The following is a 13,061-nucleotide window of genomic DNA, read 5'->3' as shown; positions in this document are numbered from 1 at the left end:
CCTATGGCTTCCGTGATGACCACTACTTCTTCTTGAAGATCCGGGCGGCCTTCCCCGGAAATCGGTGAAGAACCAAATAATAGCCGGGCGCACTCAGGTCGATGCTGCGCAGCCTGGGCGAGTACAGCCGCACCTGCTCCACGCGGTGCACGCAATCGGCCGGCGCGCGGCCCAGCCAGGTCTGCTCGATGGCTTCCTTGACCAGGATGCCGGTGGTGTGGAGCTTGTCGCCGGGATCGGTCTTGCGTTCCAGCACCAGCACGCGCAGGCCGGCGCGCGCCGCGGCCAGGGCGCAGGCGGCGCCGGCAAAGCTGGCGCCGGCGATGACGATGTCGTAGTCGAAGGAGGGCATGGCGGGTCCCGGAGATGGCAGGGCTCCAGTCTGGCCAGAGGGGGTGAGGGGAATGTGTGGCGAGTGTGAAGTGGCGGGGCGGGGTGCACAACCCAAAAAAACGCCCCGCATACGCGGGGCCGTCAATTACCACGAAGATTGATACACACGGCGGGCACCTGCCAATGCCGCAGCCGCCATCGAAGAATAGGCCGCCAATGTGACGGCGGCATGGCAGCGCAATGAAGGCAGCATGACATCACAGCCCGTAGCGCTTGATTTTGTCATAGAGCGTGGCCTTGCCGACTTGCAGCAAGTCCGCCGCCTGGCTGACCGCGCCGCCGGTGCGTGCCAGTGCATCCGCAATCACCGCGCGCTCGAAGTGCTCCATCCGCTCTCGCAGCGGCGCGGTTTCATCGGGGCCCGCGGCCTGCGCACCTGCCTGCCCGCCCTCCGGCACGCCCAGCACCATCCGATCCGCCGCATTGCGCAGCTCGCGCACATTGCCCGGCCAGGGACGCTGGGCCAGTGCCTGGCGTTGCGCCTCGGACAGGATCGGCGCCGGCCGCTGGTAGCGCACCGCGGACACCAGCGAGAAATGCTCGAACAGCGGCACGATGTCCTCGCGCCGCTCGCGCAGCGGCGGCAGCGCGATGGTGACCACGTTCAGCCGGTAATACAGGTCCTCGCGGAAGCTGCCCTGTACCACCAGCGCATCCATGTCGCCCTTGGCCGCGGCGACGATGCGCACATCGATCTTCACCGAGGCATTCGACCCCAGCCGCTCCAGCGAGCCTTCCTGCAGTACCCGCAGCAGCTTGACCTGCAGCGCCAGCGGCATGCTCTCGATCTCGTCGAGGAAGAGCGTGCCGCCCGAGGCATGCTCGAGCTTGCCGATGCGGCGCTTGCCGGCCCCGGTGAAGGCGCCGGCCTCGTGGCCGAACATCTCGCTCTCGAAGATGGCCTCGGGCACCGCGCCGCAGTTCAGCGCGATAAACGGGCCTTCGGCGCGGCCGGACAGCGCGTGCAGGCTGCGCGCCACCAGTTCCTTGCCGGTGCCGGTCTCGCCGTTGATCATCACCGGCACGTCGGTGGGCGCGACATTGGCCACCAGCGCGCGCACCTGCCCGATCGCGGGCGAGCGGCCGATGATGCGCGTGCCCGCCGCGGGGCCGGCCAGTTCGCGGCGCAGCGCCTGGTTTTCCAGTTCCAGCGCGCGGCGTTCCAGCGCGCGGCGCACAGTGTCGGTGAGGCGGTCGGCGCCGAAGGGCTTTTCGATAAAGTCGTAGGCGCCTTCGCGCATGGCTTGCACGGCCATGGTGATGTCGCCGTGGCCGGTCACCAGGATCACCGGCACGCCCGGCGCGGCGTTGCGGCAGTGCTGCAGCAGGTCCAGCCCGCTGGCGCCGGGCAGGCGCACGTCGGTCACCACCACGCCGGCAAAGGCGCCGTGCAGGTGCGGGATCGCGGCCTCGGCGGAGGGCAGCGCCAGCACCGCGAAGCCGGCCAGCTCCAGGCTCTGCGCGGTGGCCTGGCGCACCAGCGGCTCGTCTTCGACAAACAGGACACGCAGACCGTCTTGCATGGCAATACTCATTGAGAGGCGGAAACCGATGGCGCCGGATCGATGGCGGGGGCGCGCGCCAGCACCAGCGTGAACTGCGCGCCGCCGCCGGGCACGTTGGCCACGCTCAGCTGGCCGCCGAACTCGCGCACGATCGACGACGAGATCGCCAGCCCCAGCCCCAGACCCTGCCCGGTTTCCTTGGTGGTGAAGAAGGGTTCGAACAGGCGCGGCAGCGCTTGCGGCGCGATGCCGGTGCCGTTGTCGCGCACGACGATGGTGACGGCGTGGTCTTCTGCCTGCACCTCGAGATCGATCTGTCCCTGCGCCGGTGCGGCCGCCGCAATCGCATCCAGCGCGTTGCCGAGCAGGTTCAGCAGCACTTGCTCCAGCTTCAGCTCATCGGCGCGCACGGCCAGCCCGGGCAGGGCGTCCAGGCCGGTGACGTTGACGGTGACCGCGCCAAGGCGCGGTGCCAGCAGCGCCAGCACATGATCGACCGCGGCGCGCAGCGCGACCGGCCGGTGCACCGGGCGCGCCTTGCCGGCGAACAGCTTGAGCTGCCCGGTGATCTTGCCCATGCGCTCGGTCAGGTCGGCAATGGCGGTCAGGTTGCCTTCGGCCGCGGCCAGCTGGCCGCGCTCCAGCAGCACGCGGGTGTTGTCCGAGAACGTGCGCAGCGCCGCCAGCGGCTGGTTCAGCTCATGCGTGATGCCGGCCGCCATCTGCCCCAGCGCGGCCAGCTTGCTGGCCTGCACCAGTTCGTCCTGGGCCGCGCGCAGCTCGCTTTCAGCACGGGTACGCTCGGCCACTTCATCTTCCAGCTTTTCATTGATCGCCATCAGGTCGGCGGTGCGGGCCTCGACGCGGCGCTCCAGCTGGTCGTAGGCGGCTTCAAGCAGGCGGCGGCTGTACTGCATGTCGCGCGCGCGCTGGCGGCGCTGGCGCCAGTTGACCAGCAGCAGGCAGATGCAGGCATAGGCCAGCGCCGCCGCCACGGTGGCGTTGCGCGCATTGGCCAGCACCGGCTCCAGCGGCGCCATCACCTGCATGGTCCAGCCAGCCGCGCCGACCGTGCGGTCCAGTTCCAGGTAGCGGACGGCGCGTTCGGCGCCGCCCGGGGCAGAGGTGGTCTTGCTGGCGGGCGATTCGTCGCGCACGCGCACCAGCCGCGCGCCGTCGGCCAGCGTGGTGTCCGCCAGCCAGCGCGTGACCGGCGAGGTCAGCGGCTCCAGCGGCAGCGGCGTCACCGCGCGGCCGTGGTACTGGCGTGTCTTTTCCATCTCGGCCTGCAGCGGCGGCGGCAGCGGGCGCAGGGTGCGGTACTGCCAGGCCGATACTGACGACAGGAAGATCACGCCATGGTCGTCACTGACCATTAGCGGCTCGGCGCCGCTGCCGGCGCGCTGGAACCACTCCAGGTTGAGCTTGACCACGGTCACGCCGATGACCTTGCCGCCGGACTCGACCGGCTGCGCGAGGTAGTAGCCGGGCTCGTCGCTGGTGATGCCGATGGCATAGAAGCGCCCCATCTTGCCGCCCGCGGCGGTCTGGAAGTAGGGGCGGAAGCGGTAGTCTGTGCCGACAAAGCTGCCGGGCTGGCCGTGGTTGCTGGCCGCCAGCGCAATGCCGTTGGCGGCGATCACATAAGTGGCCGAGGCATGCGCGCGGCGGTTGACCTCCGCCAGGTACTGGTTGGCGGCGGCCACGCGTTGCGGGTCGTCGGGGGAGTCCAGCAGCCCGCGCACGAAGGGGTGCAGCGAGACCAGCGCGGGCAGGAATTCGTAGCGGTCGAGGGTGCTTTCCAGCGTGGCGGCGTAGCGGTCGGCGCGCGTGGCCGTGCTTTGCTGGAGGCTGGCCAGGCCGCGCTGGACCGAGACCAGCCAGGTCAGCGCGCACAGCAGCAGGAGACCCGCGGCCAGCGCCACGGCAAAGCCCCACCACCGCCCGCTGCCGACGTCCGGCGCGTGGGCCGGACGGGTGGCGGCGGGGTCATGCACGGCGAGAAAATCGTCTGAGTGGGTCATCGGCGCGCGCGGGGGCTGTCGCGCCGATGATACCTGCTGGCGGGCGGCCGGGGCAGCCGTCCGCGCAGCGGTGGTGGCGCCCTCAGCGGACGCCCTGGCCCACGTCGGCAAGATCCGCCACATCGCCGCTGCCGCCGTTCAGCACGCTGGCCAGGCGCTTGCGGTCAAGCTCGCGCTCCCATGCCGAGACCACCACCGTGGCCACGCCGTTGCCGATGATGTTGGTCAGCGCGCGGCACTCGCTCATGAAGCGGTCGATGCCGAGGATCAGCACCATGCCCGCCACGGGGATGGTCGGCACCACCGCCAGCGTCGCGGCCAGCGTGATGAAGCCCGAGCCGGTCACGCCGCTGGCGCCCTTGGAGGTGATCATCGCCACCGCCAGGATGGTCAGCTGCTGCATCAGCGTCAGCTCGATGCCGGTGGCCTGCGCGATGAAGATCACCGCCATCGTCATGTAGATGTTGGTGCCGTCCAGGTTGAACGAATAGCCGGTGGGCACCACCAGGCCCACCACCGAGCGCGAGCAGCCGAGCTTTTCCAGCTTCTCCATCATGTGCGGCAGCGCCGCTTCCGACGAGCTGGTGCCCAGCACGATCAGCAGCTCTTCCTTGATGTACGAGATGAAGCGCACGATGCTGAAGCCGGTCATGCGTGCGATCGTGCCCAGCACCACCAGCACGAAGATGATGGCCGTGAAGTAGAAGGTGCCGATCAGCTTGAGCAGCGGCACCAGCGAGCCCAGGCCGTACTTGCCGATGGTGAACGCCATCGCGCCGAAGGCGCCGATCGGGGCCACCTTGGTGATCACGTGGACGATATGGAAGAACACCTTGGAGACCTGCTCGATCAGCTGCACCACGATGCGCGCGCGTTCGCCGAGCACGGCCAGCGCGGCGCCGAAGAACAGCGACACCAGCAGGATCTGCAGGATGTCGCCGTTGGCAAAGGCGCTGAAGACCGTGTCCGGGATGATGTGCATCAGGAACTCGACCGTGCTCTGGCCGTGCGCCTTGGACACGTACTGGGCAATCGCCTTGGTGTCCAGCGTGGCCGGGTCGATGTTGAAGCCCACGCCCGGCTTGAGCAGGTGCGCGGCGCCCAGCCCGATCAGCAATGCGAAGGTCGACACCACCTCGAAGTACAGCAGCGCCTTGCCGCCGACGCGGCCGACCTTCTTCATGTCGCTCATGCCGGCGATGCCGGTCACCACGGTGCAGAAGATGATCGGGCCGATGATCATCTTGATCAGCTTGATAAAGCCATCGCCGAGCGGCTTCATGGCCACGCCGGTGTCGGGCCAGTAGTGGCCGAGCAGGATGCCGACGCAGATGGCGAACAGGACCTGCACGTACAGGATCTTGTAGAAGGGTTTTCTCATGATGTCGTCCTCGGTGTTGACCGTACCCGGGCGCTATCGCTCGGGCCGCGCGCCGTCACGGTTGCGGCGCGTTCAGGGACGGGAATTCGCAACCGCCGTGCCAGTCAAACCGGCATTGCTAACTGGTTGATTCACAAGGAAACACCGGCCCGGCAGGGGCGCGCGGCCTCCGGGATTCCGGAAATCCGGACGGCGCGACTCCGGGGTTTCGGAATGCCGGATGCATCGCAGGTGCGCGAAGCGCCACCCGATGGGGGCCGGCGGCAACTTAGACCGCCGTGCCAGGGCGCCGCCATCGCGGCCATGCCGCCGCGACACCGTATAATTCCGAGCTTCCGTTCAATGCCGTCCGGGCCGTGCCGCCGTCCGGGGCCGCCTTCTCACACCGTACGCATGAGCAGCTACTACCAGCACCACGTCTTCTTCTGCCTGAACCAGCGCGAGGCCGGCGAGAACTGCTGCGCCAACCACAACGCCCAGGCGATGCAGGAATACGCCAAGAAGCGTTGCAAGGAACTGGGCATCGCCGGCGGCGAAGGCCGCGTGCGCATCAACAAGGCAGGCTGCCTGAACCGTTGTGAACTCGGCCCGGTGCTGGTGGTCTACCCCGAGGCCATCTGGTACACCTTTGTCGACGAGCACGACATCGATGAAATCATCGACAGCCACCTGATGAAGGGCAAGCCTGTCGAACGGCTGATGGTGGACCGCTGAACCAACCGAAGCCGGCGCATGCCGGCTTGTTGCTTCCCTGTTTTGCCGCTTTGCCGTATTGCCCCGCCGCCCGCCAGCCGGACGGTTTTTTCATTTTTGCCCGGGCTTCCCGCCGGGCGCTGGCTTCACCGCCATCCTGACCGCCATCATGAACGCGCATACCCAGGTACTTTCCATCGCCGGTCCCGCCGGTGCGATCGATCTCTCGGTAGACCTGCCGCAAGGTGAGCCGCGCGGCCTGGCGCTGGTAGCGCATCCGCATCCGCTGTTCGGCGGCACCAAGGACAACAAGGTCGCGCAGACGCTGGCGCGCAGCTTCGTGCAACTGGGCTATGCCACGGTGCGCCCCAACTTCCGCGGCGTCGGCGGCAGCGCCGGCGAGCATGACAACGGCATCGCCGAGCAGGACGACCTGCTGGCCGTGGTGGCCTGGATGCGCCAGCAGACCGCGTGGTCGGCACAGGCCGCAACGCTGCCGCTGGCCATGGGCGGGTTCTCGTTCGGCAGCTTCGTCACCACCCACGTGGCGCGCCGCCTGGCCGAGGCCGGCACGCCCGCGCAGCGCCTGGTGCTGGTGGGCACCGCCGCCAGCCGCTGGCAGGTAGCCGAGGTGCCGGCCGACACCATCGTGATCCATGGCGAACAGGACGACACCGTGCCGCTGGCCAGCGTGTTCGACTGGGCCCGCCCGCAGGAGCTGCCGGTGATCGTGATCCCCGGCGCCGACCATTTCTTTCACCGCAAGCTGCACCTGATCAAGCAGCTCGTCGTCAATGCGTGGGACCGGTGAGGCCGGCACGCCGCCACCCGGACCATCCCCGCGCCACCTTCTTACTGTCGGAAAACAGAAACATGCTGAATCGAGCCACGACACGCCTTTCGTCCGCTTTTGCTCCCGCCGCCATCGCCGCCGCCATCGTGCTGGCCGCCGCGCCTGCCGCCGTCCTGGCGCAGGGCGTGCCGATGCCGCAAGTCGCAGCCAAGTCGTGGATGCTGTATGACGTGACCAGCGGCCAGGCCCTGGCGTCGCAGAATGCCGATGCGCGCATCGAGCCGGCCTCGCTGACCAAGCTGATGACCGCCTACCTGGCGTTCGAGGCACTCAAGGAAAAGCGCCTGACGCTGGACCAGGCGGTGGTGCCGACCAGCGTGGTGCTCAAGGTCAAAAGCGACGAGTCGCGCATGTTCATCGAGCCCAACAAGCCGGTCACCGTGCAGGACCTGCTGCTGGGCCTGATCGTGCAGTCGGGCAACGACGCCGCGCTGGCGCTGGCCGAAGCCGTGGGCGGCTCGGAAGAGGGCTTCGTCGCGATGATGAACCGCGAGGCCCAGCGCATGGGCATGAAGAACACCCACTTCACCAACACCGACGGCATTCCCGACCCGAACCACTACACCACCGCGGTCGACCTGGCCACGCTGACCACGCGCCTGATCAAGGACTTTCCCGAGTACTACGCCATGTACTCGCAGAAGGAGTTCACCTATAACAAGATCAGGCAGCCCAACCGCAACCGCCTGCTGTACATCGACCCGACCGTGGACGGCGTCAAGACCGGCCACACCAAGTCCGCCGGCTACTGCCTGATCTCGTCGGCCAAGCGGCCGCTGGCCAACGTGCCGGACGGCTCGCGCCGCCTGATCTCGATCGTGATCGGCACCACCACCGAACAGGTGCGCACCCAGGAAAGCCTGAAGATCCTCAACTACGGCTTCCAGTTCTTCGACACGCTGCGCCTGTACGACAAGGGCCAGGTGCTGGCCACGCCGGACATCTACAAGGGCAAGAGCGGCACGGTCAAGATCGGCGTGCAGAACGAGACCTTCGTCACTGTGCCCAAGGGCACCGGCGGACGCCTCAAGCCGGTGCTGGAGCGCCAGGAACTGCTGATCGCGCCGATCTCGGCAGGCCAGCAGGTGGGCATGGTCAAGCTGATGGACGGCACCAACAAGGTGGCGGAGTTCCCGGTGGTGGCGCTGGAAGAAGTGCCCGAGGCCGGCTTCTTCGGCCGCCTGTGGGACACCATCCGCCTGTGGTTCAAGCGCAAGTGACCTGAATGCGCGTAAGCCGGCGCGCCATGCGGCGCGCCGGTTTCGTGCCGGAGAATCCGACATGACAACCGACAAGCAAGGCAGCAACAAGCCGGGCGACATCCCGCCGGAGCAGTCGCTGATCGAATACCCCAGCCACTTTCCCATCAAGGTGATGGGCGCGATGCAGGACGGCTTTGCCGAGGCCATCGTCACGCTGGTGCAGGAGTTCGATCCCGACTTCCACGCCGGCAAGATGGAAATGCGCCCCTCCAGCGGCGGCAACTACCTGGGCCTGACCGTGACGGTGTGGGTCACCAGCCGCGAGCAGCTCGACGACTTGTATCGGGCGCTGACTTCGCATCCGATGGTGAAGGTCGTCCTCTAACCTGTCCTTCCCGCATTGTTTTCTCCCCTCTCCCGCGCGCGGGAGAGGGGAGTCGCCTTGATGCGTTCGCGCCAGTTTCAATTGCTGGTGGTCTGCAGTTTCCCCATACCAACATGAACACCATCACCCTGAAACCCGGCAAGGAAAAATCCCTGCTGCGCCGCCACCCGTGGATCTACGCCACCGGCATTGCCACGACCGAAGGGCGCTGCGAGCCGGGCGCGACCGTGATTGTGCGCGCCGCCGACGGCCGCTTCCTGGCCAAGGCCGCCTACAGCCCCGAGTCGCAGATCCGCGCGCGCGCGTGGACCTTCGATGAAAACGAGCCGGTCGACCACGCCCTGTTCAAGCGCCGCGTGGCCGCGGCCGTTGCCTACCGGCGCCAATGGGTGAAGGACAGCGACGCGGTGCGGCTGATCTTCGGCGAATCCGACCGGCTGCCCGGCCTGATCGTCGACTACTACGGCAACGGTGATAAGGGCCAGCTGGTGTGCCAGTTCAATTCGGCCGGCGTGGAACACTGGAAGACCGCGATCGTGCAGGCACTGGTCAAGGAAACCGGCTGCCCCAACGTCTATGAGCGTTCCGACGCCGCCGTGCGCCAGCGCGAAGGCCTGGAGCTGGTGACCGGGGTGCTGGCCGGCGCCGAGCCGGATCCGGCGCTGTCGGTCACCGAGCACGGCGTGCGCTACTACGTCGACGTACGCAACGGCCACAAGACCGGCTTCTATGTCGACCAGCGCGACAACCGCAAGCTGGTGGGCGACCTGGCCGCCGGGCGCGAGGTGCTGAACTGCTTCTGCTATACCGGCGGCTTCTCGCTGGCGGCGCTGCGCGGCGGCGCCACCTCGGTGACCTCGATCGATTCGTCGGGCGAGGCGCTGAAGATCGCCGCGGGCAATGTCACGCTCAACGGCTTCGAACCCGAGCGCGCCACCTGGCTCGATGCCGACGTGTTCAAGACCCTGCGTGAATTCCGCGCCGAGGGCCGCCAGTTCGACCTGATCGTGCTGGACCCGCCCAAGTTCGCCCCGTCGGCGCAGCATATCGACCGCGCCGCGCGCGCCTACAAGGAAATCAACCTGGTCGGCATGCAGCTGCTGCGCCCGGGCGGGCTGCTGTTCACCTACTCGTGCTCGGGCGCGATCAGCATGGAGCTGTTCCAGAAGATCGTGGCGGGCGCGGTGACCGATGCGCGCGCCGATGCACGCATCCTGCGGCGGCTGTCGGCCGGCACGGATCACCCGATGCTGGCGGCGTTCCCGGAAGGCGAGTACCTCAAGGGTTTGCTGCTGGAGAAGGTAGCGTAAGAGGGATGTGTGGCGCTGGTCAGCGCCACATATTCCGCATCCGGCTGGCCAGGTCCACCGGCGCCAGCGCGGGTCTGGCCGGCCCTTCGCCCGGCATCGGCGGGGGTGGCCACGAGCGGCTGTAGAAGTTGGGCATCACGCGGTTGGGCAGGAAGCGCGTGCGCGACGCATACACATGCCGGTCGCCGAAGCCCACCTGCTGGTGCACGTAGAAGCGCTGCGGCACCACGATGTCCAGGTGGTCCCTGGCCCGCGTCATTGCCACATAGAGCAGCCGCCGTTCTTCCTCGATCTCTTCGGTGGTGCCGGTCGCCAGGTCGCTCGGCATGCAGCCGTCGACCGCATTGAGCACGTACACCGCCTTCCATTCCTGGCCCTTGGCCGAGTGGATGGTCGACAGGATCAGGTAGTCCTCGTCGCGCGAGGGCACGCCGGATTCGTCGCTGGAGGCGCTGGGCGGGTCCAGCGTCAGTTCGGTCAGGAAGCGCTCGCGCGCGCCGTAGGTGGCGGCGATGCGCTCCAGCTGCTGCAGGTCGGCCTGGCGCGCGGCGGCATCGTCGTGCAGGCGCTCCAGGTGCGGCGCGTACCAGGCCAGCACTTGCTCGAACTCCGACGGCCACGGCGAGGTGGGCGCCATCAGCGCGCGCGCCAGCGCCAGCAGGTCGGCCCAGGCGGGCGCTGCGGCCGGCGGCGGCTCGAATTGCTCCAGCGCGAACAAGGGCTCGGTGGCCAGCGCCAGCGCATCGAGCACGCGCGCCGCGGTCTTGGGGCCGATGCCGGGCAGCAGCTGCAGCGTGCGGAAGCCCGCCATGCGGTCGCGCGGGTTCTCCAGCCAGCGCACCACCGCCAGCGCGTCCTTGACGTGGGTCGATTCCAGGAATTTCAGCCCGCCGAACTTCACGAACGGGATATTGCGCCGGGCCAGCTCGATCTCTACCTGCGCGCTGTGGTCGGCGGCGCGGAACAGCACCGCCTGTGCCATCAGCGTCAGGCCGGCCTCGCGCCGCGCCAGCACCTGCTCGACCACGTAGCGGGCCTGGTCGGCCTCATCGTTGACCACGATCACGCCGGGCTTTTCGGCCGAGGCGCGCTCGGACCACAGGTCCTTGGTATAGCGCTCGGCCGCCAGCCCGATCACGGCGTTGGCGGCCTGCAGGATCGGCTGCGTCGAGCGGTAGTTCTGCGACAGCGTGACCTGCTGCGCGGCCGGCGTGAACTGCGCCGGGAAGTCCAGGATATTGCGCACGGTGGCGCCGCGGAAGGCGTAGATCGACTGCGCGTCGTCTCCCACCACGGTCAGGCCGCGGCCGTCCGGCCGCATGGCCAGCAGGATCGACGCCTGCAGCGCATTGGTGTCCTGGTATTCGTCGACCAGCACGTGGTCGAAGCGCGCGCCCATGTCCTGCGCGATGGTGGGCTCGGCCATGGCCTGCGCCCAGTACAGCAGCAGGTCGTCATAGTCCAGCACATGCTGCTTCTGCTTGGCCTCGACATAGCCGGCGAACAGGGTGCGCAGCGCATCCGCCCACATCGCGTAGCGCGGGAACTGCTGCTTGAGCACGTCTTCCAGCGGCGCCTGGGTGTTGACCACGCGCGAGTAGATCGCCAGGCAGGTTTCCTTCTTCGGGAAGCGGCTGGCGGTTTCCGACAGGCCCAGGTCGTGGCGCACCACGTGCATCAGGTCGGCGGCATCGCCGCGGTCGCTGATGGTGAAGGCGGGCGACAGGCCCAGGGTCTCGGCGTATTCGCGCAGCAGGCGCGCGCCGATGGCGTGGAAGGTGCCGGACCACTGCAGCGCCGCGCGCCCCGCGCCGGTCTGGGTGCCGAGCGCCTGGTCGACGATGCGCTCGACGCGCCGTCCCATCTCCGCCGCGGCGCGGCGCGAGAACGTCAGCAGCAGGATGCGGCGCGGATCGGCGCCGGCCAGCACCAGGTGCGCGACCCGGTGCGCCAGCGTATTGGTCTTGCCCGAGCCGGCGCCGGCGATGATCAGCAGCGGCGCGTCGCTGCCGTGTTCCACCGCGGCGCGCTGCTCCGGGTTGAGTCGGGACAGGTAGGCGGGGACATCATCGGCTCCAGGGGCAGCGAGGTCGGCGGCGGGGGCTAGGTCCAAAGTCACAGGCGGGGCTCGGGGAAGGCTCGGAAAACTCAGAAAAAGGCTGGCGCCAACTGTATATCCATACAGGGATGTCGCGCAACCTGCTGCCCTGGCGATCATGCGTAAAAACAAAAAAAGGTGCTCGATGAGCACCTTTTCGCTGCGGTTGCCGCCGGGAGCGTTACGCGGACTTTGCCAGCGCGCCATCCAGCAGCTTGTGCAGCGCATCCCACTCGGGCTCGCCCACATAGCGCTTCAGGATGCGGCCGTCCTTGTCGACCACGAAGGTGGTCGGCGTCAGCTGCACATTGCCGAAGGCCCTGGCCGCGGCGCCGTCGGAATCCATCGCCACCTTGAACGGCAGGCCGCGCGTCCTGGCGTAGTTCATCACATACATGGGCGGATCGTAGTTCATCGCCACGGCGACGAATTCCAGCCCCTTGCCCTTGAACTGCTCATAGGTGCGGACCATGTCAGGCATTTCCTTGACGCAGGTGGCGCAGCTGGTGGCCCAGAAGTTGATCATGTAGACCTTGCCCTTGAGGTCGGCGGTGCTGACCTTCTCGCCCGACAGCAGCGTGAAGGTGGCCGCCGGGGCCGTATTGGCCGGCGCCAGCGCGCGGTAGCCGAACCAGCCCAGCAGCGCGAGCACGACCACGGCCGCGACGATGGGCCAGGGCTTGCGGGAGGATTTGGTGGCAGGGGCAGCAGTGGTCATGGAATCCGGGTCAGGCAGGTTCGGTCAGCAATGGGACATTCTAATGCCGCAGGCGTTCGCGCGCTGCGCGGGGCCGGGCTGCGGCAATCCGCCGCAAGCGTCCCGATCGATTCAGCGCCGGACGGCGGCGCGTGCCTGGTCCAGCGCCTGTTCCAGGTAGGCGCCGTAGAAATCCGGCTGCATGCCGCGCAGCGGGCCGGCGGCGGCGCGGCCCTGGCGGTCCAGGAACAGCACCGTGGGCGCCACCCGCACCTGGTGCGCCCGGGCCCACGCGCGCGCGGTGGTCAGGCTGCCGTCGGCGTCGCGCAGCGGGGTGTCGGCGGTCATGTCGAGCTCGCGCACGGCAATCTCGCCGGCGGCGGCCTGCGGGCCCAGGTAGTTGCTGCGCACGGCATCGCAATAGCTGCAGCCCGGCATCGACACCAGTACCACCAGCGGCTCGCCGCGGCGAGCGGCCTCGGTGCCGTGGGCGGCCAGGTCGGTGGCCGGGGGCAGGTGG

Annotated in this window: 11 protein-coding genes and 1 pseudogene; 5 read left to right on the top strand and 7 right to left on the bottom strand. The window is 68.2% G+C overall.

Going from position 1 to position 13,061, the window contains the following annotated elements:
- Positions 1-76 precede the first annotated feature (76 nt).
- The 4 genes and pseudogenes from AC3WQZ_RS34520 to AC3WQZ_RS34505 all read right to left on the bottom strand — a co-directional run.
- A pseudogene (locus AC3WQZ_RS34520) lies at positions 77-352 on the bottom strand (FAD-dependent oxidoreductase); the annotation flags it as partial.
- 238 nt (positions 353-590) lie between these two features.
- Complete coding sequence (locus AC3WQZ_RS34515; protein WP_041687124.1) at positions 591-1,916, bottom strand: sigma-54-dependent transcriptional regulator; 1,326 nt, start codon at positions 1,914-1,916, stop codon at positions 591-593.
- 8 nt (positions 1,917-1,924) lie between these two features.
- Positions 1,925-3,922, bottom strand: a complete 1,998-nt coding sequence (locus AC3WQZ_RS34510) for a sensor histidine kinase (RefSeq protein ID WP_492302069.1) — start codon at positions 3,920-3,922, stop codon at positions 1,925-1,927.
- 82 nt (positions 3,923-4,004) lie between these two features.
- Entirely contained in the window at positions 4,005-5,303 is a 1,299-nt protein-coding gene (locus tag AC3WQZ_RS34505) for a dicarboxylate/amino acid:cation symporter (protein WP_010814864.1), read from the bottom strand.
- A gap of 393 nt (positions 5,304-5,696) precedes the next feature.
- Here AC3WQZ_RS34505 and AC3WQZ_RS34500 point away from each other — a divergent pair, with 393 nt between their 5' ends.
- The 5 genes from AC3WQZ_RS34500 (at position 5,697) to AC3WQZ_RS34480 (ending at position 9,746) form a co-directional block, all read left to right on the top strand.
- Positions 5,697-6,017 carry a (2Fe-2S) ferredoxin domain-containing protein gene (locus AC3WQZ_RS34500; RefSeq protein ID WP_010814863.1) on the top strand — a complete coding sequence of 107 codons (321 nt, stop codon included), beginning with the start codon at positions 5,697-5,699 and terminating at the stop codon, positions 6,015-6,017.
- 148 nt (positions 6,018-6,165) lie between these two features.
- The gene (locus tag AC3WQZ_RS34495) at positions 6,166-6,807 is read left to right on the top strand and encodes an alpha/beta hydrolase (RefSeq protein WP_010814862.1); all 642 of its coding nucleotides are present in this window, start codon (positions 6,166-6,168) and stop codon (positions 6,805-6,807) included.
- 62 nt (positions 6,808-6,869) lie between these two features.
- Positions 6,870-8,069, top strand: coding sequence for a D-alanyl-D-alanine carboxypeptidase family protein (locus AC3WQZ_RS34490; protein WP_010814861.1), 1,200 nt, complete (start codon positions 6,870-6,872; stop codon positions 8,067-8,069).
- A gap of 61 nt (positions 8,070-8,130) precedes the next feature.
- Positions 8,131-8,436 carry a YbeD family protein gene (locus AC3WQZ_RS34485; RefSeq protein WP_010814860.1) on the top strand — a complete coding sequence of 102 codons (306 nt, stop codon included), beginning with the start codon at positions 8,131-8,133 and terminating at the stop codon, positions 8,434-8,436.
- Positions 8,437-8,549: 113 nt separating this feature from the next.
- The gene (locus AC3WQZ_RS34480) at positions 8,550-9,746 is read left to right on the top strand and encodes a class I SAM-dependent rRNA methyltransferase (RefSeq protein ID WP_010814859.1); all 1,197 of its coding nucleotides are present in this window, start codon (positions 8,550-8,552) and stop codon (positions 9,744-9,746) included.
- A gap of 19 nt (positions 9,747-9,765) precedes the next feature.
- Here the strand turns inward: AC3WQZ_RS34480 and AC3WQZ_RS34475 are convergent, their stop codons facing one another.
- From AC3WQZ_RS34475 to AC3WQZ_RS34465, 3 genes are all read right to left on the bottom strand, one after another.
- Positions 9,766-11,865: an ATP-dependent helicase gene (locus tag AC3WQZ_RS34475; protein WP_492297370.1), complete on the bottom strand. Its 2,100-nt coding sequence runs from the start codon at positions 11,863-11,865 to the stop codon at positions 9,766-9,768.
- A 160-nt stretch (positions 11,866-12,025) separates the two neighbouring features.
- Positions 12,026-12,562 carry a TlpA disulfide reductase family protein gene (locus tag AC3WQZ_RS34470; protein WP_439671195.1) on the bottom strand — a complete coding sequence of 179 codons (537 nt, stop codon included), beginning with the start codon at positions 12,560-12,562 and terminating at the stop codon, positions 12,026-12,028.
- Between the two features lie 111 nt (positions 12,563-12,673).
- A partial coding sequence (locus AC3WQZ_RS34465; RefSeq protein WP_492302067.1) for a SoxW family protein occupies positions 12,674-13,061 on the bottom strand: 388 nt, incomplete at its 5' end.

Source organism: Cupriavidus sp. FW305-26, assembly GCF_058787975.1.
The sequence above is the reverse complement of the archived record's forward strand: the minus strand, read 5'-3'. Positions and strand labels throughout refer to the sequence as shown.